Origin of the sequence: Campylobacter sp. MIT 12-5580 (genome assembly GCF_005406235.1) — a bacterium.
GTDB lineage: Bacteria > Campylobacterota > Campylobacteria > Campylobacterales > Campylobacteraceae > Campylobacter_D.
In genome coordinates this window covers 25460-45366 of sequence record NZ_NXLK01000008.1, presented here as the reverse complement: position 1 = coordinate 45366, position 19907 = coordinate 25460, and the positions used below count along the sequence as shown (strand labels likewise).

Annotated in this window: 18 protein-coding genes; 12 read left to right on the top strand and 6 right to left on the bottom strand. The window is 35.9% G+C overall.

What is annotated here, in order from left to right; genetic code table 11:
• Nucleotides 1-65 precede the first annotated feature (65 nt).
• Complete coding sequence (gene bamA / locus CQA38_RS07880) at nt 66-2291, bottom strand: outer membrane protein assembly factor BamA (RefSeq protein ID WP_137633458.1); 2226 nt, start codon at nt 2289-2291, stop codon at nt 66-68.
• 80 nt (nt 2292-2371) lie between these two features.
• Here bamA and CQA38_RS07875 point away from each other — a divergent pair, with 80 nt between their 5' ends.
• The 11 genes from CQA38_RS07875 to CQA38_RS07825 all read left to right on the top strand — a co-directional run bounded on the left by CQA38_RS07875 (nt 2372) and on the right by CQA38_RS07825 (nt 12152).
• A complete protein-coding gene (locus CQA38_RS07875) occupies nt 2372-3199 on the top strand; it encodes a prephenate dehydrogenase (protein WP_137633457.1) in 828 nt (275 codons plus the stop codon).
• Nucleotides 3200-3295: 96 nt separating this feature from the next.
• Nucleotides 3296-4675 carry a M23 family metallopeptidase gene (locus CQA38_RS07870; protein ID WP_137633456.1) on the top strand — a complete coding sequence of 460 codons (1380 nt, stop codon included), beginning with the start codon at nt 3296-3298 and terminating at the stop codon, nt 4673-4675.
• A complete protein-coding gene (gene lpxC, locus CQA38_RS07865) occupies nt 4672-5556 on the top strand; it encodes a UDP-3-O-acyl-N-acetylglucosamine deacetylase (RefSeq protein ID WP_137633455.1) in 885 nt (294 codons plus the stop codon). Before CQA38_RS07870 ends, lpxC begins: the two co-directional genes overlap by 4 nt.
• A 41-nt stretch (nt 5557-5597) precedes the next feature.
• Nucleotides 5598-5999: a tRNA threonylcarbamoyladenosine biosynthesis protein TsaB gene (locus CQA38_RS07860; protein ID WP_137633454.1), complete on the top strand. Its 402-nt coding sequence runs from the start codon at nt 5598-5600 to the stop codon at nt 5997-5999.
• 8 nt (nt 6000-6007) lie between these two features.
• Nucleotides 6008-6892: a homoserine kinase gene (gene thrB, locus CQA38_RS07855; RefSeq protein WP_137633453.1), complete on the top strand. Its 885-nt coding sequence runs from the start codon at nt 6008-6010 to the stop codon at nt 6890-6892.
• Complete coding sequence (locus tag CQA38_RS07850) at nt 6873-7172, top strand: DUF448 domain-containing protein (protein ID WP_249355246.1); 300 nt, start codon at nt 6873-6875, stop codon at nt 7170-7172. Before thrB ends, CQA38_RS07850 begins: the two co-directional genes overlap by 20 nt.
• Entirely contained in the window at nt 7159-9795 is a 2637-nt protein-coding gene (infB, locus tag CQA38_RS07845) for a translation initiation factor IF-2 (RefSeq protein WP_137633452.1), read from the top strand. The genes CQA38_RS07850 and infB overlap by 14 nt, the downstream gene beginning before the upstream one ends.
• Before the next feature lie 18 nt (nt 9796-9813).
• Nucleotides 9814-10179, top strand: coding sequence for a 30S ribosome-binding factor RbfA (gene rbfA / locus CQA38_RS07840; protein WP_137633451.1), 366 nt, complete (start codon nt 9814-9816; stop codon nt 10177-10179).
• Nucleotides 10166-10600 carry a ribosome maturation factor RimP gene (gene rimP, locus CQA38_RS07835; protein ID WP_137633450.1) on the top strand — a complete coding sequence of 145 codons (435 nt, stop codon included), beginning with the start codon at nt 10166-10168 and terminating at the stop codon, nt 10598-10600. The genes rbfA and rimP overlap by 14 nt, the downstream gene beginning before the upstream one ends.
• 96 nt (nt 10601-10696) lie before the next feature.
• Complete coding sequence (gene ribD, locus CQA38_RS07830; RefSeq protein WP_137633449.1) at nt 10697-11689, top strand: bifunctional diaminohydroxyphosphoribosylaminopyrimidine deaminase/5-amino-6-(5-phosphoribosylamino)uracil reductase RibD; 993 nt, start codon at nt 10697-10699, stop codon at nt 11687-11689.
• A complete protein-coding gene (locus CQA38_RS07825) occupies nt 11670-12152 on the top strand; it encodes a hypothetical protein (RefSeq protein ID WP_137633448.1) in 483 nt (160 codons plus the stop codon). Before ribD ends, CQA38_RS07825 begins: the two co-directional genes overlap by 20 nt.
• Before the next feature lie 48 nt (nt 12153-12200).
• On the opposite strand, the gene CQA38_RS07820 is transcribed toward CQA38_RS07825, so the two are convergent.
• The 5 genes from CQA38_RS07820 to rmuC all read right to left on the bottom strand — a co-directional run bounded on the left by CQA38_RS07820 (nt 12201) and on the right by rmuC (nt 17155).
• Nucleotides 12201-12731, bottom strand: a complete 531-nt coding sequence (locus tag CQA38_RS07820) for a YagU family protein (protein ID WP_249355248.1) — start codon at nt 12729-12731, stop codon at nt 12201-12203.
• Between the two features lie 165 nt (nt 12732-12896).
• The gene (locus CQA38_RS07815) at nt 12897-13694 is read right to left on the bottom strand and encodes a TerC family protein (protein ID WP_137633446.1); all 798 of its coding nucleotides are present in this window, start codon (nt 13692-13694) and stop codon (nt 12897-12899) included.
• A gap of 47 nt (nt 13695-13741) precedes the next feature.
• Nucleotides 13742-14314, bottom strand: a complete 573-nt coding sequence (gene purN, locus CQA38_RS07810) for a phosphoribosylglycinamide formyltransferase (RefSeq protein WP_137633445.1) — start codon at nt 14312-14314, stop codon at nt 13742-13744.
• A complete protein-coding gene (locus CQA38_RS07805) occupies nt 14305-15693 on the bottom strand; it encodes an NAD(P)H-hydrate dehydratase (RefSeq protein ID WP_137633444.1) in 1389 nt (462 codons plus the stop codon). Before CQA38_RS07805 ends, purN begins: the two co-directional genes overlap by 10 nt.
• Nucleotides 15674-17155 carry a DNA recombination protein RmuC gene (rmuC, locus tag CQA38_RS07800; RefSeq protein WP_137633443.1) on the bottom strand — a complete coding sequence of 494 codons (1482 nt, stop codon included), beginning with the start codon at nt 17153-17155 and terminating at the stop codon, nt 15674-15676. Before rmuC ends, CQA38_RS07805 begins: the two co-directional genes overlap by 20 nt.
• Nucleotides 17156-17303: 148 nt before the next feature.
• On the opposite strand from rmuC, the gene CQA38_RS07795 reads away from it, so the two are divergent.
• The gene (locus tag CQA38_RS07795; RefSeq protein ID WP_137633442.1) at nt 17304-19871 is read left to right on the top strand and encodes an autotransporter outer membrane beta-barrel domain-containing protein; all 2568 of its coding nucleotides are present in this window, start codon (nt 17304-17306) and stop codon (nt 19869-19871) included.
• The last annotated feature ends 36 nt before the right edge of the window (nt 19872-19907 follow it).

Genomic DNA, 19907 nt, shown 5'->3' with positions numbered 1-19907 from the left:
GTAATAAAACTTCGCCATTATAGCAAATAAAATATTTGACTTTGCTAAGAATGGCAATTTTTTTCTTAAAATCTCGTTCCAAGAGTAAATTCAAAATTATTTGTATCATCGCCAGGTTTGTCATTTAACGCCCTTGCAAAGACAAGTTGCAAAGGACCTATAGGCGTGATCCACTCTATAGCCATACCTGTAGAGTAGCGGTGTATGCTTTTATCAATATCAAGCACAGATCTACCCACCGCACCATAATCAAAAAACAAAGCTCCTCTAAGCTTGATCCTATCGATGATAGGAAAACTTAGCTCAAATGAGTTTGTATAAGCTATCGTTCCGCCCTCTTCGTAGCCATAGCGGTTTTTTGGGCTTACGGTTCTGCTTTCAAAGCCTCTTATGGAGCTAATACCTCCAAGATAAATTCTTTGATTGATTGGTAATTTACCTGTGTCCCAAATTTTATAAAACGCTCCCTTGTAACGATAAATCAAATCAAGCCCTATATAATCTTGCAAACCTTGATAAAAGTTAAATCTCGTGCTTGAAGCCACAAAATTTTGTGTTCCTCCAACCCCAGCAACTTCAAGGGCTGTTGAAGCGATAATCCCTCTTCTAGGTAGATAATAATCATCTGTATTGTTAAATGAAATCGCCGGTGTAACTGAGCTTTTCACACTTCGCCCAAGCTCATAGCCAGAAAGCAAAAGCGTAGGACTAAGATAATAGATATTATCGGCTTCATAATTATAAGTTAAACTTGCATTAAAATACCTAAAAAACTGCCTTCCAAGCGTGATATCAAAACCACGACTTTTTTCACTATAAGTATCCCAATCATACTCATTTGCATACACGCTTCCGCCCAAACTATAATAAGTATCAAATAAGCGGGGATTTGTAAGTCCTATACGACCAGAAAGATAATCGTCACTTTTATCCACGCTTATGACACTTTTAAGCCCTGTGCCAAAGATATTTGTATCAGAAAGTGAAGCATTAAGCAAAAGCCCATCAGTCGAGCCATAGCCAATGCCTCCTGAAATCGATCCTGTAGAAGCTTCAGTAACTTCAACAATCAAATCAAGTTGAGTCGCATCAACCCTTTGTTCTTTGATATTCACATCATCAAAATACGAAGTCCTGCGAAGTGCATTATTTGACTCTATCAAATCACTTTTGTGATATAAATTCCCTTCTGTAAGATAAAGCTCTCTACGCACGACTTTATCGGCCGTGCGTGAGTTGCCTGAAATAATGACATTTCTAATATACACCTTTTCATTTGGAATAACCTTAAAAACTATACTTACCTCAGCATCAAGTTCGTTTTTTTGTATATCTGGATACACCTGAGCAAAAGCATATCCTAAGTCAGCTGTGGCTGTTTGTATGAGTGTTATATCTTGGCGAATTTTTTCTATATTTGCTGTTTTGCCGACTTGAGATTTAAGATCATCAACTTGCTCGGTATTTTCTTCTTCGCTAAAAACGGGGTTTTCTATACGAATTGCAGCGATTTTATAAGAAATTCCTTCCTCGATAAAATACGACAAATCAGCTTTGTAATTATTTGTATCTGTGCGTAAAAATGCTGAAGAAACTTTAGCATCAAGATAGCCTCTTTTCATATATTCATCACTAATCCTTGCGCTATCATTGCCAAGTTCAAAGATTTTCAAAGCCCCATCATTCCTACCCCACATCCAGCCCATAAATTCGCGTTCTTTATTAGCTATACTTGGTTCTACATCACCATAATCAAGCTTTTTACTCCCACTTAAAAGCACATTTTCTATAGTGATATTTTCGCCTCTATTGATGATGAAATTGAGCTGCAAACCGCTTGCATTACTCAAAGGCTCGGTGCTTGTTTCTACCACAGTATCAAAATACCCCTTTGCTTCATAAAACATACGTATGCGCTCAGCAGCTTCTTTTACAGAACCCTCATCATACAAATATCCTCGTTTGATATTAAGTATGCTATCAATTTGCTTGCGATCATTTGAAGCAACACCGGTAATATCAATCCTTGCAATACTTTGCTTTTGTTTGAGCTTAAACTCAAGCACGCCATTATTTAGCTCAGCTTTTATATCACTAAAATAATTTTGCTTGTATAAATTTAAAATCGCTTTATTAATCTCTTTTTCACTTATATTTTGAGGGGCTTTAAGCCCGCTTATATCAAGAGCGCTTTGAGCTGAAAGTTGAGTCAGTCCGCTAAATTTGATCTCATTGACTTGCACAGCCAAAGCAAAATTTACTAAAAAACAAAAGCCAATTATTTTTTTCATACTGATTTTTTACCTCAATTTGAGTTTTAAGCGTGTATAATAACCAAAAAAATATAATGAAAAGTTTTTGAAAGGATAATATGAAAATAGGTATCATTGGTTTGGGGCTTATGGGTGGAAGTTTGGGGCTGTGTTTAAGAGAAAACAAGCTCATTAGTAAGGTGCTTGGATATGATACGGACGAAAAAAATGCTAAAGAAGCTTTAAATTTAGGGCTTGTTGATGAACTTGCAAGTTTTAAGGAGATCAAAACTTGTGATATTATCATTTTAGCTATCCCTGTTGATGCTATAGTAAAAGTGCTTAAAGAGCTTAAAGATACAAGCTCAAATACAACTATTATAGAACTTGGAAGCACAAAAAAAGAGATCATTAAAAGCTTACCAAAAGAACTAAAAAGCCATTTTATCGCCGCTCACCCTATGGCAGGCACTGAAAATAGCGGTGCTAAAGCAGCTTTTAAAGAACTTTATAAAAACGCTGTATGTGTGCTGTGTGAGAGCGAGGCAGCTGAGGTAAAACACAGACAAAGAGCGGTTGAGCTTTTTTCATATCTTGGTATGCAAATCATCTTTATGAATGCCTCAGCTCACGATCATCACACCGCTATCATCTCTCATCTTCCACACGCCATAAGCTTTGCCTTAGCAAATTTTGTGATGAAAGAAGAAAACAAAAAAAATATCGTGCATCTAGGCGGTCCTTCTTTTAAAGGAATGAGCAGAATCGCCAAATCAAGCCCAGCAATGTGGGGCAGTATCTTTGAGCAAAATAAAGAAAATTTGCTCGCAAGCATAGAGCTTTTTCAAAATGAACTTGAATTATGCAAGAAAATGATCCAAGATGATGATGAAAAGGCTTTAAAAAAGTGGATGAAAAAAGCAAATGCTTTAAGAGATATTTTATAAATTTAAAAAAACAGAAGTAAGCAAATGCAAGGATAAATTTACTTCTAATTTACTTAAACACATTAAAATATCAAGAAATTTTTAAGGAAAACGATCATGGCACGCAGAAAGAAAACGAATAAAATCATCTTTTTACTCGTCCTTGTTGTGATCGCTCTTGCTTTGTTTTTTGCAAAGCAATTTGAAATTTTTGAAAAAAATCCTCCTGTAATTTATGCTGAAGACAAGGTGTATCTCAATCTTGCTGAGCCTATCATTATGCGTATTGCTGATGAGCAATCAGGGCTTGCGAGCATTAAAATCACACTCAAAAAAGATAGCAACGATAGCGGTGTGGTAATCAAAGATGAAAGATTAAACAATAAATTTGAATCAACGCTTGAAATTTTCTTGCCTAAAAACTCTTATAAAGAAAAGATAAACTCCTATATCATGCAGGTTGAAGCCAAAGATAAGAGCTTTTGGAATTTCTTTGGTGGAAATACCGCCTTTAAAGAAATTCTTATCATCCTTGATGATAAAAAACCCCTTGTTTCAATACTTTCAAACTCATATCAAATCGAACAAGGAGGAGCTGCAAGCGTTGTTTTTAAAGTAAAAGATGAGAATTTAGATCAAGTATTTATCCAAACTGACAAAGGAAAAGTATTTGCGGTAAGTCCTTATCTCAAACAAGATTATTATGCAAGTTTAATCGCTTGGGACTCTAAAGATGAGGATTTTCGTGCATATGTTGTCGCTAAGGATAAAGCCGGAAACACTACCAAAGAGCGCATACGATTTTATCTTAAAAACCGACAATACAGAAACTCAAACATAGCCTTAAATGATCGCTTTTTAGAAGGCAAAATTCAAACCCTAGCCGAGCAATACGCTCCACAAGGAAGCAATTTTAACAAACTTGAAAGCTTTAAATTTGTCAATGAAGACTTAAGACTTGGCAATGAAAAACGCATTCACGCTCTTACAGCTCAAGTAAGCAATCAAACACTTAAAAGCTTTCCTATCAGGCTTTTTCTACCGCTTAAAAACGCGATGAAAGTAGCTGATTTTGCCGATCATCGCTTTTATTCTTATGAGGGCGAATTTGTAAGCGATAGCTATCACATGGGACTTGATCTAGCAAGCGTGGCAAAAGCTCCAATTTTTAGCTCAAATGATGGGCGAGTTGTATTTGCTGAAGAAAATGGAATTTATGGTATAAATATAGTTATTGATCATGGCTTTGGGCTTTACAGCCTATATGGACACTGCACAGTAAGTGAAGTAAGCGTAGGCGATGAGGTTAAAGCTGGAGACATCATCGCGGATACTGGTGTAAGTGGCTTAGCTTTGGGCGATCATTTGCATTTTGGTATCTTGATACAAGGTGTTGAGGTGCGTCCTGAAGAATGGCAGGATAGCAATTGGATCAAAAACAATATCAGCAAAGTCCTTGATGAGGGCAAAAAAATCATACAAAGTGAGACAAGATGAAACAATTAAGCATTGCAAAAAGCGTCAAAGGCGTAGGCATAGGACTTCATAAGGGCGAGCCTATAGAAATCACTCTTGAGCCTATGGAGGCAAATTCAGGTATAGTTTTTTTTAGAAGTGATTTAAATGCCACTTATAAGGCTTTACCAAGTTCAGTGATTAATACCAAGCTAGCTACAGTTATAGGCGATGAAAAAGGTTATGTTTCAACTATAGAGCACTTAATGAGTGCCATTAATGCTTATGCTATAGACAATATACGCATAGTTTTAAATGCAAATGAAGCTCCAGTAATGGACGGAAGCTCTATAAGCTTTTGCATGATGCTTGATGAGGCTGGGCTTAAAGAGCTTGATGCGCCTAAAAAAATCATGGTGATTAAAAAGCCCATAGAAGTGCGAGATGGGGATAAATTCGTCCGCCTTACTCCAACTGATGAGCCTAGGATTAGCTATACTATCAAATTTGATAATGCCCTTATTGGCGAGCAGCATTACAGCTTTGAGTTTAGCAAGAAAAATTATATAGAAGAAATAGCTAGAGCTAGAACCTTTGGCTTTTTAAAAGATGTTGAAACCTTGCGTGCAATGAATTTAGCTCTAGGTGGCAGTCTTGAAAATACCATAGTTGTTGATGAAAATCGCGTCTTAAATCCTGAGGGCTTGCGTTTTAAAGATGAGTTTGTGCGTCATAAAATTTTAGATGCCATTGGGGATTTAAGCTTGCTTGGATATAGGGTGTATGGGGATTATATCTCTTATGCAGGAAGCCATCATTTAAATCACTTACTGACCAAAGAAGTGCTTAAAGATAGTAGTGCGTATGAGATTGTCAGTCTTGAGACACAAAAAGCTCAAATTTATGAAAAGGTCTTTGCATAAAAAAGTATTCTTTGCTTTTAAATGCCCTTGCAAAGCCTTTAATGCTGGGCATTTATGAAGATGATATTTTGATTAAAAGCGTGCAAAGTGATGAAAGAGCAAGTGAGGCTCTGCCTGTTTTACTTCAAGCTTTGCTTAAAGAATTTGAGTTTTCAAGGCTCATTTATGCTAATGGACCAGGTTCTTATATGGGGATTAAAATCAGCTTTTTAACCCTTAAAACTCTAAGTATAGTCAAAGATATACCCCTTCTTGCACTTAGTGCTTTTGAGCTAAATGACTTTAAGCCTATAAGGGCAAATAAAAAGCTATGTTTTGTGTATAAAAAGGGCGAAATTTTCTTAGAAGACACAGAAGCAGGCGAGTTTTTCTTGCCTAAAAGCTTGCAAGACTTGCATTTAAAAGAGGATAATTTGCCTTTTTATTTTTTAGAAGCGATTTAGGAGTAAATTTGAAGATCATCGTTCCAGCTACTAGTGCGAATTTAGGACCAGGCTTTGACTGCTTGGGACTAAGTTTAAAGCTTTTTAATGAGGTTGAAATTTTACCCAGCAAAGAACTTATTATTAAGATCAAAGGCGAGGGAGAAAAGAATAAAAACTTATATACTAGCAATAACGCCTTTGTGCAAATTTTTTATCAAAAGTTTTTTGAACTTAGCAAAGAAAAAAATCCTCCTTTTAGCTTTCATTTTACAAACAAAATCCCCCTCTCAAGAGGCTTAGGAAGCTCATCAGCTGTTATAGTTTCAGCCCTAGCTTGTGCGTATAAGCTTGCAAAAATAAAGATCAGCAAAGAAGAAATTCTAAATGAGGCTTTAAACTATGAAAATCACCCCGATAATATAGCCCCTTGCACGCTTGGAGGCTTTGTTTGCTCTATAGTTGAAAATAAACAAGTTTTAAGTATCAAAAAAAAGATTGATGATAATCTTAAAGCCCTTGTTGTTGTGCCAAAAAGCGAATTTAGCACTAAAGAAAGCAGAAATACTTTAGCTAAAAATGTCAGTTTTAAAACTGCTGTATATAATCTTGCCCATGCTTCTTTTTTAACGGCGTGCTTTTTAGAAAAAAAATATGAGCTTTTACATCTTGCAAGTAAGGACAAACTTCATCAATTAAGACGTATGAAAGCCTTGCCCGAACTTTTTAGCGTGCAAAAACTTGCCCTTGAGAACAATGCCTTAATGAGCGTGCTTTCAGGCTCAGGATCAAGCTTTTTTTCTTTATATTTTAAAGATGATATTATGCAAGCTATGCGTAAAATGCAAGAAAAATTTTCAAATTTTAAAGCTTTAATTTTAGAATTTGACAATAATGGCTTTGAATTTTGCTAAAAATCTAAGAAAAAAAGATATAATTTTGAAGAAAAAACATACAGCGATTAGAATGTGCGTTATTTGCAAGCAAAGATTTTCCCAAAACGAGCTTTATCGTTTTTGGCTCAAAGATAAAAAAATTGTTCTTAATCTACATTTTGGACGCAGCTTTTATCTTTGTGAGATATGCTTACATAAAGAGGATAAAAAAAGCTTGCAAAAACCTTGTTTTAAGGCACAGGATATCAAAATAACTCTGCAGGATTTAAAGGAGATACAAAATAATGGCAAAGATTAGAATTCACGAGATTGCTAAAGAAATGGGCTACAACAGCAAAGAAGTTTTAGAAAAAGCCCTTGAACTTGGACTGAATGTAAAAACCGTTTCATCAGCAGTAGATGAAGAACTCGCAGCAGTGATTTATGAATACATACAAACTAAGCAAATTCCAGAAAGCTTTAAGGCAAAAATGCCAAAATCAAATAACACAAAAAGTGAAAAAAAGAAAGAGGAGACAAAAACTAGCCAAACAAATAAAGAAGAAGTCAAAAAAGAAACAAAAAAACCAGCCACAAAAGCAAAAAAAACAAATGAAAAAAGCATAAATTTAGAAAAAAATGAAGCTAAAATCGAGCCAATCTCTCAAGAAAACCTTGCTCAAAAAGAAATGATACAAGAACTCAAAAAAGAAGAACCTGCCGCACCGCAACAAGCTTCTCTCACCCAAAGAAGAGGACTTGTCATCGTCAAAAAGAAAAAAGATGAAAATCTAAAAGCAAGAGAAACTCAAGCAAGCGAAGAAAAACCAAAAACAAGCACAAGAATTGATCTTAAAGATATGTTTTCAAGCACTCAAGAAGAAAGCATAAAAAAACCAAAGAAAAAAGACAAAAAACCAAACACCTCAGCTCGCAAAGATGCTATGCAAAAAATGGACTTGCTTGGAGGGAATGATTTTAGCGATATAAGCCTTGATGATGAAGATGTCGTAGTTTTGCCAGATTTTAGCAATATAGCACAAAAACCAGCCCCAGCACCTACAAACAAAAAACAACCCGGAATTTTAAAGCAAAGTTTTAACCAATTCACTGAAACGAGCATACAAAGAAGAGGACGTAAAAAACCACCAAAACGTATAGAAAAGAAAGAAAGTGCGCAAGTTACTAGCCTTGAAATTCCAAAAGAAATTCGTGTATATGAATTTGCTGATAAGCTTGGCAAAAATACAAGCGAGATTATCTCAAAGCTTTTCATGCTAGGTTTAATGACGACTAAAAACGACTTTTTAGATGAAGCAGCGATTGAAATTTTAGCTGAGGAATTTGGAGTTGAGATCAAGATCATTGATGAGGCTGATGAGTTTGATTATGTTAAAGAATACGAAAGCGTGCAAGATGAGGGCGAACTTAGTGTAAGAGCTCCGGTAATTACTATAATGGGGCATGTTGATCATGGTAAAACTTCCTTGCTTGATTATATAAGAAAATCTCGCATTGCAAGTGCTGAAGCTGGAGGCATTACTCAGCATGTAGGTGCTTATATGGTAGAAAAAAACGGACGCAAAATAACTTTTATCGATACCCCAGGACATGAAGCCTTTACAGCTATGAGAGCAAGAGGGGCAAGCATTACTGACATCGTTATCATCGTTGTTGCTGCTGATGATGGGGTAAAACCACAAACCAAAGAAGCTATTAATCACGCAAAAGCAGCTAATGTGCCCCTTATCATAGCCATTAATAAAGTCGATAAAGAAGGTGCAAATATTGATAGGGTAAAAACTCAGCTTGCTGAAATGGATATAACACCAACTGAATGGGGCGGAAGCTATGAATTTGTGGAAGTTTCAGCTAAAAAAGGCACTGGGGTTGAAGATTTGCTTGAAATCGTGCTTTTACAAGCTGATATTTTAGAGCTAAAGGCTAATGCTAAGGCTCTAGCTAAGGCAAGCATAGTAGAAAGTTCTTTACAAAAGGGCAGAGGAGCAGTCGCTACTGTCATCGTGCAAAATGGAACGCTTAAGATAGGAAGCACCATAGTTGCAGGCGTAGCCTATGGCAAGGTGCGAGGGCTTTTTGATGATCAGGGCAAGGCTTTAAAAGAGATAAAGCCTGGAGAATGCGGAGTCATCATAGGCTTAAGTGAAGTAGCTGAAGCTGGAGAAATTTTAATTGCTGTGCATAGTGATAAAGAAGCTAGAGAATACGCTCAAAAACGTCAAGAATACAACCGCCAAAAAGAACTTAGTAAATCCACAAAAGTAAGCCTTGATGAACTAGGAGCAAAGATCAAAGAAGGCAATCTTAAAGTCTTACCAGTGATCTTAAAAGCTGATGTGCAAGGCTCACTTGAAGCCTTAAAAGCAAGCCTTGAAAAGCTTAGCAATGAAGAGATTAAAGTTAATATCATTCATGCTGGTATAGGCGGTATCACTCAAAGCGATATAGAACTAGCCAGTGCTAGTGAAAACTCTGTCGTGCTTGGCTTTAATGTGCGTCCAACAGGAGAGATTAAAGAAAGGGCTAAGGATAAGGGCGTAGAGATTAAAACCTATAATGTTATTTACAACCTCATCGATGATGTAAAAGCCCTTTTAAGCGGACTAATGAGTCCAATCATCAGCGAAGAGCAACTCGGACAAGCCCAAATTCGCCAAGTGATAAATGTGCCAAAAATAGGACAAATCGCAGGTTGCATGGTAACAGAAGGCGTGATTAACAGAGGGGCAAAAATCCGCCTTATCCGCGAAGGCGTGGTTGTATATGAGGGCAATGTAAGCTCGCTTAAACGTTTTAAAGATGATGTTAAAGAAGTCGCAAAAGGCTTTGAATGTGGCGTTGGCATAGAAGGATGCAATGACATGAGAGAGGGTGATTATATAGAAAGTTATAAAGAAGTCAAGGAAATGGTGAGCTTGTAGGCTACTTAAGGAGCAAAAATGAACGAGCAAGAGCTAAGAAAACTTCGCACCCAAAGTGTGCTAAAAGAACTTATCCCAGAGGCTTTAGCAAGTCTTGATGATGAGCTTTTAAGGAATTTAAGCATTACTGATGTAGAGTGCAAAAAAGGTAGATATGATGCCTTTGTGTATGTAGATAAAGCTTTTTTTAACGCCTTAGAGCAAGAAAAAATTTTACTTGCTCTAAAAAAAGCTGCTAAAGCCTTGCAAAATTACTGCATGAGCGAGCAAGGCTGGTATCGCTGCCCAAATTTTCACTTTAAATTCGATGAAAGACTTGAATATCAAAACCACATAGACGCCCTTTTTGAAAAGATAAAAAAGGAAAAAGATGAACGAAAATGATTTAAAAGCCCTTTGTGCTGAAGCTAATGTAAGTTTTTATGATAGCGAGCTTGTGCGTGAAAACTCAAAGCTGTTTTATAGGGTATATATCGTCAAAAAAGGCGGTGTGAGCTTAGAAGACTGCCAAAAAGTAAGCGAAATACTCTCGCCCTTACTTGATGCAAATGAGCCAAGTAAAGAGGCATACTTCTTTGAAGTTTCAAGCCCGGGACTTGAAAGAAAGCTCAGCAAATTAGAGCATTTTGTTTTAAGCGTGGGCGAACTAGTGAAAATCACTACAAATGAAAAAGAAAAGCTTAAAGGCAAGCTTTTAAGCGTGGAGGGCGACAATTTAAGCTTTCAAGATTTAGACGATGAAAAGTCTCATTTTACCTTGAATTTTAAAGATATAAAAAAAGCTAAAACTTTTGTGGTGTGGTGAAGATTATAATTTTTTAAACAAAAATTATAAAGAATTTAAACTACAAAGCATTTTTCATCTTTTGCTATACTTTCACAAAAATTTAAAGAAGCAAAGATGACAAAAGAATTTTATATGAAATTAGCCTTAAATGAGGCTTGGAACTTTCAATTTTTAACCTATCCTAATCCAGCTGTAGGTTGTGTGATTTTAGATAAAAATGGCAAGCTTTTAAGCATAAAAGCTCATGAACAAGCAGGACAAGCTCATGCTGAGTTAAACGCCATAAAAACAGCCTTAAAAGAGCTTGATCCAGCCTTACAAATCCCTGATGAAGCCAATGCTGCTCATGAGTTTATACTTAAAAATCATCATTTTTTGCTTAAAGGCTCTAGTGCTTTTGTTACTCTTGAGCCTTGCACTCATAAGGGCAAAACCCCAGCTTGTGCTAGACTTTTTAGCGAGCTTAAGTTTAAAAAAGTTTTTATCAGTGTAAAAGATACGCACAAGCTAGCAAGTGGTGGGGCTGAGTTTTTAAGGCAACATGGCATTGAAGTTGAGCTTGGGCTTTGTGAAAAAGAAGGGCTTGATCTACTTAAACCCTTTTTAAAATGGCAAAAAAATGAGCCTTTTAAGCTTTTTAAACTCGCTTTAAGCCTTAATGGCTCGCCTTTTGGTAAGTTTGTCAGCAATGAATTAAGCAGAAGCTATGCTCATAAAATCCGCTCAAAGCTTGATTTACTTGTAGTTGGCGGAGAGACTTTAAGAAAGGATCGCCCAATTTTAGATGCAAGATTAGCTGGCAAGGAAGCTAAGGCTCCAAATTTGTGCATCTTAAGTCATCAAGAACTTGCTAGCTTTGATGAGAAAATCCCAGCCCTTAAGGTGCCAAACCGCCAAATTTTCACTCAACTTCCAAAAGAAGCCAAATTTATGATGTTTGAAGGTGGGGCAGAGTTTTTAAAAAACTTTGCTAAGGATATGGATATGTTTTTGATCTTTTCAAACTCAAAATTTACCGCACAAGCAAATGTGAGTTTAAATTTAGAACTTAAGCCTTTATACAAGGGCTTTTTAGGAGATGATACTTATGGCATTTATGAGCTTTGAGCCTTTTTTTGTGGCACAAAATGAGCTGATTTTTTTTCATATTAAAGAATTGCAGAAAAAAAAGACGAGCAAATATTGCCTTTATAAACTCAAAGATGAACGCGATGAGCTTGAATATATAGGCGTTTTAGATGAACTTTTTAAGCAAAATGATGAACTTATACTTGCAAAAAGAAGGAATAAAATCATCTTATTTAAAAATTTCACTCAAAACACGGACAATTTCAAAGAAGCAAATTTGAGATCTTTGCTTTTTTTGATCTTATGCTTTGTAGCAAGTGCTGTTTTTTTGGTATTTTGCTTTATGAATGACTTTCAAATGATAGATATATTCTTTTTTGCAATATTTATTCTAGCTTTTATCTTAAGTTTAAACAATTTTTTAAAAATTATAAAACAAATTTCCATGCTTAAAATGACAAAAAAGGAAGAAATTCAAAATTTTATCGATAATAGTTCTTGAAAATAGCTAAAAGCCCTTGCAAAAACAAGGACTTTTTTAAAAAGTATTTTAGCTTGCATCAGCCGTTTTTGTGATACGATTTCTTATATCGCGACGTGCTATTTCTATACCCCAAAGCCACACTATATGCCCAAAAAGCTCTGATAAATGCTCATCAAGAGGAATTTGACTGAGTGGTGGCACTTCAGCAACCAAAGGCATAACGATAACATGAGCAAAAAGATATACAAAAAAGCCAAAAACAGCACCCTGCCACATCTTAATGCGAGGATATACCTCAGCAAGCATACAATATGCCACACCAAAAACTACCGAAAAGCCAATATGCACGATAAAAATGCTTAAAGGTAGCTCAACACCTGAAAACATATATGTCCAATCACTTGGCAAGCCAAGTTGCTCTAAGAAAATTTTTGGTGGAGTTGTTCGCTCAAGAGCATCGACAGGCCAAGGCACACTTGGATCTCTTGGAGGAAAAGGCACTTCCCAACCCCACTTAACAATACCACCAAAAACACCTGCTAAAATTCCTATAAAAAAGGCAAGAGTAAGACGTCTTTGGCTAGGATTTGTAACCATCATTTTCATTCCTTTTTGATAAAAATATGCAAAAATTTGTAAAACTGATTATAGGATTTTATATTAAATTTATTTTTAATATAAAATTAAAATTTTGCTTTTTTTTAAACTCTATCAAAAATTATAATTTGATACCATATCTTACAGGCTTCAAAAAAATAATTTTTATTTTTCTTTTGGCTTGAAATGTTCTATTTTCTTGCTCGAAATGATATTTAAAATTTCAACCACCAAAGAAAAGATCATCGCTACATAAATATAAGCTTTATCGATATGCAAATCCACGCTTTCAGCCACTAAAACCACACCAACCATAATTAAAAAAGCCAGAGCAAGAATTTTTATACTTGGATAAGTTTCGACAAAATCAGCGATAGGCTTACTTGCAAAAAGCATAACAGCTACAGCGATGATAATAGCTATAACCATAATTTGCAAGTTATTTGCTATACCTACAGCTGTAATGACGCTATCAAGAGAAAAAACTATATCAAGAAGTATGATTTGAGCGATAATGATCCAAAATTTTGAACTTGTGCTTGTGTGATGTGCTTCGCCATGGTGCATTTTAAGCTGTTCGACTATCTCAAGCATAGGTTTGATGATTAAAAAAAGCCCACCAAAAAAGAGCACTAAATCCCTGCCTGAAATTTCACTTGGCATAAGCTCAAGAGTGCTTTTAAGCGTAGCATTATCCTCTATAATCATCGGCAAATATACATTAAACAAAGGTGCGGTAAGCTTCATAATCCAAAACAAAGAAAAAAGCAAGCCTATACGCGCAAGCATGGCTAGCATTAGCCCAAGATATCTTGTTTTGTCGCGTTGATGAGCGGGAAGTTTATTGACTAAGATGGCTAAAAGTATGATATTATCGATTCCCAAAACGATTTCTAAAGCGGCTAAAGTTGCCAAAGTCAGCCAAGAATCAAGGCTAAAAATCCACTCTAAACTTTCTATCATCACTTGCTCCTATTTACTATCAAAAGCACAATTATAAGCTTTTTTACTTAATTTTTACTAAAGATTTTTATCACACTTTGGGGTAAAATTTTATGTTCTAGGGCGTGAATTTTTGCCTCAAACTCCTCTAAGCTCAAGCCTTCTTTTTGAAAGGCTTCTTGAGCGATGATTTGTCCGCCATCAAGCTCTTCATTTACCCAATGCACGCTTACTCCGCCTAGCTTCATATCGCTGTAAAAGCTTTCTTTGATCGCATTTGCTCCCTTAAAAAGTGGCAGTATAGAAGGGTGTAAATTTATAGCTTTGATGTTTTGAGTAAAAACAGGGCTTAGTATCCTCATAAAACCAGCAAGCACCACTAAATCCGCCCCACTTTTTTGAATTTCACTTACTAAAGCTTGATCAAATTCTTCCCTACTTTTAAACTTTGTGTGCTCTATGATAAGAGTATCAAGCTTATATTTTTTAGCTCTTTGTATGCCAAAGGCATTGGCTTTATTACACAGACACAACACCACTTCAAATTCATTTTCACCAAACTTTTTTTTATGCAATTTTTCAAGTAAATTTTCTAAATTTGAGCCATTTCCAGAAAATAAAATCGCCAGTTTTACAAGCATGAAAGTCCTTTTATGAGTTTTAGGGCATCAAAGCTATTTGCATTTGCCTTGTATTTTTTAGCCACTATTGCGTGAGCTAGGCTTGCTTGCATAGCAGCATCAAAGGCTGAAAAATCATTTGCAAGCAAGGCAAGTATCATGCCACTTAAAGCGTCCCCACTGCCACCCTTAGCCAAGGCACTTGTGCCAAGATTAACAACATAAAGCCTTTCTTTTTGTGTGATGATAGGATTTGCACCTTTTAAGAGCAAGACGCATTTAAATTTAAAAGCAAATTTTCTTGCAAAAGCAAAGCGATTGGCTTGAATTTCTTCTACGCTCACTTCTTCATTAAAAGCCATTTTTAAAAGCCTTGAAAACTCCTTTGGGTGTGGGGTTAAAACCACATTTTCCCTCTCTAAAAAAGGCAGAATTTTTTCACTTAAAAAGCAGTTTGCATCAAGCACAAGGGGGATATGTTTTAAATGCGGCTCATCAAGCACACTAAGATCATCTAGCCCCATGCCAATAGCAGCTGCATTTGCACTTTCTTCAAGCCTTTCTTTACACATGATAAGAGGCGAAAAAGCCCTTTTTCCCACCAAAGAAACAAGTCCTAAGCCAAAATTTAAAGCAGATAACGCACAAAGTGAGCCAGCACTTGCACTCCCACATACAAAGCCATGTCCAAAAGAGCCTTTATTTGTATTTTTAGCCCTTGCAATAAGCCTTAAATCCTTTTTTTCAAGTAAAAAACTCTTTGCCTTTTCAAAGCTAAGGTATTTTTCCTCGCAAAGTCCTAAATTTGCCGTTTTTATCTTACCCACAAAGTCCTTTGCAAAGTCTTCAAGCATAAGTTCTTTTATACAGCCCATACTTACGCTTATATGAGCTTTAAAACCAGCTTTTTCTTGTGCGTAAGAAGCCAAGCCACTTGGCATATCACACGCCACTTTTAAGGCTCTGCTTTGACTTGCTTTTTCAAATACAGCCTTAGTATTTGTATCTAAGACTCCCTTAAAACCACTTCCAAACACACAATCAACTATACAATCAAAGCTTGCAAAAACAGGCTCTTTTTCAAGAAAGCTTAAGCCTAAATTTAAAGCGATTTGCTCTTGTTTGACAAATAAAGCACTTTTTTTAGCTCTTTTATCAAGCACATATAAAAAGGCATTTTTTAAGGTTCGTGCTGCTACAAGCCCGTCAGCTGCGTTATTGCCAGAGCCAAGTAAAAAAAGTATTCTTGGGTGTTTTTTCTTTTTGTATTTTTTTTTAAGCTCTTTTTTAATGATAAGAGCGAGGTTTTTGCCTGCATTTTCCATTAAGATAAGCTCATCAAGTCCTAAATTTATGGCATTTAAATCATGCTCTTTAGCACTAAAACAAAGCGTTTTCATCAGCTTCCTTTTTTTGATTTTCGTGTGAGTTTTGTGCTAAAAAAGGCTTATCTTGAGGCTCTAAAATCCCCTCATCAAACTCAGCCTTAAGCTCTTTACTTGTTTTTACGCCAAGTTCTTTAAGCTGATGAAAGCGAGAAGCAAGATTGCCACTTCCTCTAAGAAGCTTTTTTTCAGCCGCATCAAGCTTGTTTTCAAGGGTGCTAAAAGCCCTTTTTACGCCCTCAAAATCCTCAACGAAGCTCACAAATTTATCATGAAATTTAGCCAAAGCTTCAAAGGCTTTCATGACATTATCATTACTTTGAATGTGTCTCCAAGCTATATTTATGGTATTTAAAGCCATAAAAAGTGTGTGAGGAGTGGTAAGATAAATCTTTTTTTCATAGGCTTCTTTGTATAAATTTGGGCTATGTTCTAAGGCTAAATCAAGTATGTTTTGATAAGGTAAAAAGAGCAAAACAAAATCATAAGTATGCGTATCAAAGTGAGTATAAGGCTTACTTGCAAGCTCATTGATACGAGCTTTTATGTTTAAAGCAAGTTGCTCGCAAATTTGCCTATCGTTTTGATTAAAATCAAAGTCATTTGGCAGGGAAAACTTAGCATCGATAATAATGCTTTTTTGATGATCTAAATACACCACCGCATCAGGATAATAGCTCTTGCCATCAAGCTTTAAATGCTCTTGAAGCTTATATTGCACCCCTTCTTTTAAGCCGCTGTGCTCAAGCACGCTTTTAAGCTGAAGTTCAGCAAAATTACCCCTTGTTTTTTTATCCCCTTTTAAGATATTTGCAAGTTGTTCGGCGTTTTGGCTTATCTTTTGGCTGTATTCAAACATATTTTTGATATTAGTTTTTAGCTCTATTTCATTGTGAGCGAGTTTTTCATGATAGGCTTTTACGCTGGTTTTTAAAGGAGTGAAAAGCTCATCAAGGATTTTTTTGCTCTCATCGCTGAGCATATTTTTATTTTGAGTCAGTAAGAGTTCGTGCTGTTTTTCAAGGCTTTTTTCAAACTCAAATTTGAGGCTTTCAAGATTTGCTTTGTATTTTAATTCAAGCTCATTAAGGCTTGCTTTTTGCTCTTTAAAAAGCTTATTTTGTGCCTCAGCATGAGTGTGTAAGAGGCTTTGTTCTTTTTCTTGAAACTCAGCCTTTAAATTTGCTTTTTCTTTTTCAAACTCAAGCTTTTGCAAGCGTAAATACTCATCTTTTGAAGCTAAGTTAAGCTCTTGTGCATCAAGCTTGCTTTGTGTTTTTATAAGGCTTTCTTTAAGCTCTTTAAGATCGAGTTTAAGGCTTTCATTTTCTAGTTTTATAGCCTCATTTTGAGTTTTTAGCTCTTGATCTTGAGTGTGTAAAAACTTATATATTAGCTTTAAACGACTAAGCTTAAAAGCTAAAAATGAAGCGCATACAAATAACACGATTAAAGAGGTTATAAGAAATTCTTGCACTTTTTTCCTTTGTTTTAAAAGATCAATTCTAGCCAAAAGCCACTTAAATTTCTCAAAAAAAGAAAGATTTTTCAAAAAAATGCTTGGTATTTTACTTTTATATGATAAATTTTATTATTTAAAAAAAATTAAAAGAGACTAGACACTAATGAAAAAACAAAGCATTTTTATCATACTTTTATCGGCTGGTTTGTATGCTGATTATACAAACGTTTTGCCATCAGTAATTACTTTAACATCATCAGAAACGCACAATGCTATCGCAGTCTGCAAACAGCAGCAATGCACTTTTAATGAGACAGTAAGTCTTAACCTCACAAGTAGTGCAAAAACAAATGTGCTTACACTTAATAGGCAAGATCCACCAAATGGCGACCCTAACCTTCTTGCTAGAGGCGTACCCATTTATTTTAATACTTTAAATATAAATAATGCTGGCCTTAATATAAACGACTTTGATAGTATAATCATTAGTTCAAATGCTACTTCTACTATTAGTAATTCTGACTTTACTTTTACAGGTAGAACAGGCACAGGTTCTTTTTCGAGCTATGGCAACATAAATGTAACAAATTCTAATTTTACGGTAAAAGCAGATAAAGGCTTTGCTGTGACAGGTATCTTTAGAGCAACGAATTCAAACACTCTTATTGACTCAGGTTCAACTTTATTTAATGATGATGTTATTATAGAAGGAGGAACAGCAACTTTTGAAAGAGGCTTAAGTTTGATAGGAAAGGAAAAAACTACAATAAGCTATATAGGAAAAACTAGCACTTTTACAAATAAGGGTGCTACCATTACTATAAATGGAAACTTAAATAATGGAGCAAAAATAAATACAAGGGTAGATGACGCTACTTGTGTTCAGGGTGGATTTTGTGGCAATGCAAAATTAGTCAATGAAGGTGGGACGATTAATATCACTGGAAAACTTGTGAATCAAACTTTTACAGATTCATCAGGCTCAGCAACCAATCTCACAAGCTCAAGCCTTACTATACAAGGTGGAAGCGTAAATGTAACCGGTGGAGTAGAAAATAAAACTGGCTCAAGCATAGATTTTAAACCGGGAACTGGTGGTGCTATGGGCTCTTTAAATGCTAATGTTACAAATGATGGTGGCACGATTAATGCAGATATTACCGGTATCAATCAACAAGGAGCCCTCACACTCATCAATGGCACGCTTAATGGCACAAATACAAACATCGCGATCAGTGGTGGCAGCAATATGACAAGTAGCAAAACTTGTGGAGATGGCTCTATAGTCGTTTGGCAAACAGGCACAGCAGAGCCAAGCTGTCCTACTACAGGCAGTGGTTCTGGGGGAAGTGGCTCAGGTGGAGGTAGCACCGGTGGAAGTGGCAGTGCTGGAGGAACAGGCGGAAGCGGTTCTGGTGGAAGCACGCCAACAAAACCAAACCAAAATGGCTTAGCTGTGCTTGAAAAAGCTGTTTTTGGTAACAAAGAAGCGTATAATGGCAGAGCAATATTAGCCACTCTAGCTCAAGCAAGTATAGTTGCTTGTGATAATGAAAACTGCTCAAATATCCAAACCACAAGTAACACAACAACAAAAAGCGCCAATTCAAATATTCGCACCGCCCAAACACTAAATTCGGCTCAAATAAGCACTTTAAGTAGCACAAATTCAAGTCAAACAAATAGCATACAAACCAAATCGCAAAACACACCAAGTAGCACCTTAAATACCCTAGCAAACAACACCGGCATACAAACTCTAGCTAATGATGAAAGTATCAAAAACTTTTTTGTCGTAAGTTCTTATGATAGTAACAAACTTGAAGAAATTATCAATGATACTGATGAGGGCATACAAAGCAACTACCTTAAACAACCTTATATTATGCTTGATGCGATGAAGAACAAAGAACTCTTAAGCCCTTATACAAGTGAAGATAAATTTGATATTTCTGCTTTTGCTTCTGGATATTTGGGCGAAGGAAGTGGAGGTATGGGTGGATTGCGTCTTAATCAAACAAAGCATTTTAACGAGCATATATTGCGATTTGAAGCAAATTATGCTTATGGTAGCATTAAAAAAGATGATGAATACCACAAAGCAAGCTCAAACTCACATATGTTTCAACTTGGCACAGCACAGCTTTATGCGCTTGGGGGCGATTATGAACTTGATATAAAAGCTTATGCTTCTATGGGTAAATTTGATACGCAAAGACAGATTTATTTTCCAAATTTTGATCTTAATTCAAAAGGCAAGTATGATTTTTATCAGCTAAATGGCGAAGCAAGTTTGGGCTATAGGATCAATCAAGATTATTTTACTTTAAAGCCTTTCATCGGTTTATCGCACTCTTATAATATACGCACAAAGGTTGAAGAAACAGGCGATGCGCTAGCCCTTCGCTCAGCAAATCACAAAGCCTATAATCTTGACTTGCTTCTTGGTTTTGAAGCTCAAAGCTTTTTTGTAAATAATGCGTATTCAAGCCTTAAGCTTGGTTATGAAAAGGTGCTTTATAATAGCCATAAAAACACCATTTTTCGCACTCAAACAGGAGCAAAGCTCAAATACGAAGAGCCCTACAAGCAAAGACTTGGCGTAAGCTTAGGCGGATATTTTTATATAGCTAATAACGCAAAAATGGGCTTTGAAGGCTTTTACAAAACAGCCTTTGATGATAAGATGGATTATTTTGGAGCAAATATTATCGCTAAGTATGAGTTTTGATCTTAAGCATATAATTTTTATTGAGTATCTTAGATC

Excerpts from the sequence above, each read along its gene's own strand:
- bamA (WP_137633458.1), bottom strand. The coding sequence starts at position 2,291 with ATGAAAAAAATAATTGGCTTTTGTTTTTTAGTAAATTTTGCTTTGGCT.
- CQA38_RS07875 (WP_137633457.1), top strand. The coding sequence starts at position 2,372 with ATGAAAATAGGTATCATTGGTTTGGGGCTTATGGGTGGAAGTTTGGGG.
- CQA38_RS07870 (WP_137633456.1), top strand. The coding sequence starts at position 3,296 with ATGGCACGCAGAAAGAAAACGAATAAAATCATCTTTTTACTCGTCCTT.
- lpxC (WP_137633455.1), top strand. The coding sequence starts at position 4,672 with ATGAAACAATTAAGCATTGCAAAAAGCGTCAAAGGCGTAGGCATAGGA.
- CQA38_RS07860 (WP_137633454.1), top strand. The coding sequence starts at position 5,598 with ATGCTGGGCATTTATGAAGATGATATTTTGATTAAAAGCGTGCAAAGT.
- CQA38_RS07850 (WP_249355246.1), top strand. The coding sequence starts at position 6,873 with ATGGCTTTGAATTTTGCTAAAAATCTAAGAAAAAAAGATATAATTTTG.
- infB (WP_137633452.1), top strand. The coding sequence starts at position 7,159 with ATGGCAAAGATTAGAATTCACGAGATTGCTAAAGAAATGGGCTACAAC.
- rbfA (WP_137633451.1), top strand. The coding sequence starts at position 9,814 with ATGAACGAGCAAGAGCTAAGAAAACTTCGCACCCAAAGTGTGCTAAAA.
- rimP (WP_137633450.1), top strand. The coding sequence starts at position 10,166 with ATGAACGAAAATGATTTAAAAGCCCTTTGTGCTGAAGCTAATGTAAGT.
- ribD (WP_137633449.1), top strand. The coding sequence starts at position 10,697 with ATGACAAAAGAATTTTATATGAAATTAGCCTTAAATGAGGCTTGGAAC.
- CQA38_RS07825 (WP_137633448.1), top strand. The coding sequence starts at position 11,670 with ATGGCATTTATGAGCTTTGAGCCTTTTTTTGTGGCACAAAATGAGCTG.
- CQA38_RS07820 (WP_249355248.1), bottom strand. The coding sequence starts at position 12,731 with ATGGTTACAAATCCTAGCCAAAGACGTCTTACTCTTGCCTTTTTTATA.
- CQA38_RS07815 (WP_137633446.1), bottom strand. The coding sequence starts at position 13,694 with ATGATAGAAAGTTTAGAGTGGATTTTTAGCCTTGATTCTTGGCTGACT.
- purN (WP_137633445.1), bottom strand. The coding sequence starts at position 14,314 with ATGCTTGTAAAACTGGCGATTTTATTTTCTGGAAATGGCTCAAATTTA.
- CQA38_RS07805 (WP_137633444.1), bottom strand. The coding sequence starts at position 15,693 with ATGAAAACGCTTTGTTTTAGTGCTAAAGAGCATGATTTAAATGCCATA.
- CQA38_RS07795 (WP_137633442.1), top strand. The coding sequence starts at position 17,304 with ATGAAAAAACAAAGCATTTTTATCATACTTTTATCGGCTGGTTTGTAT.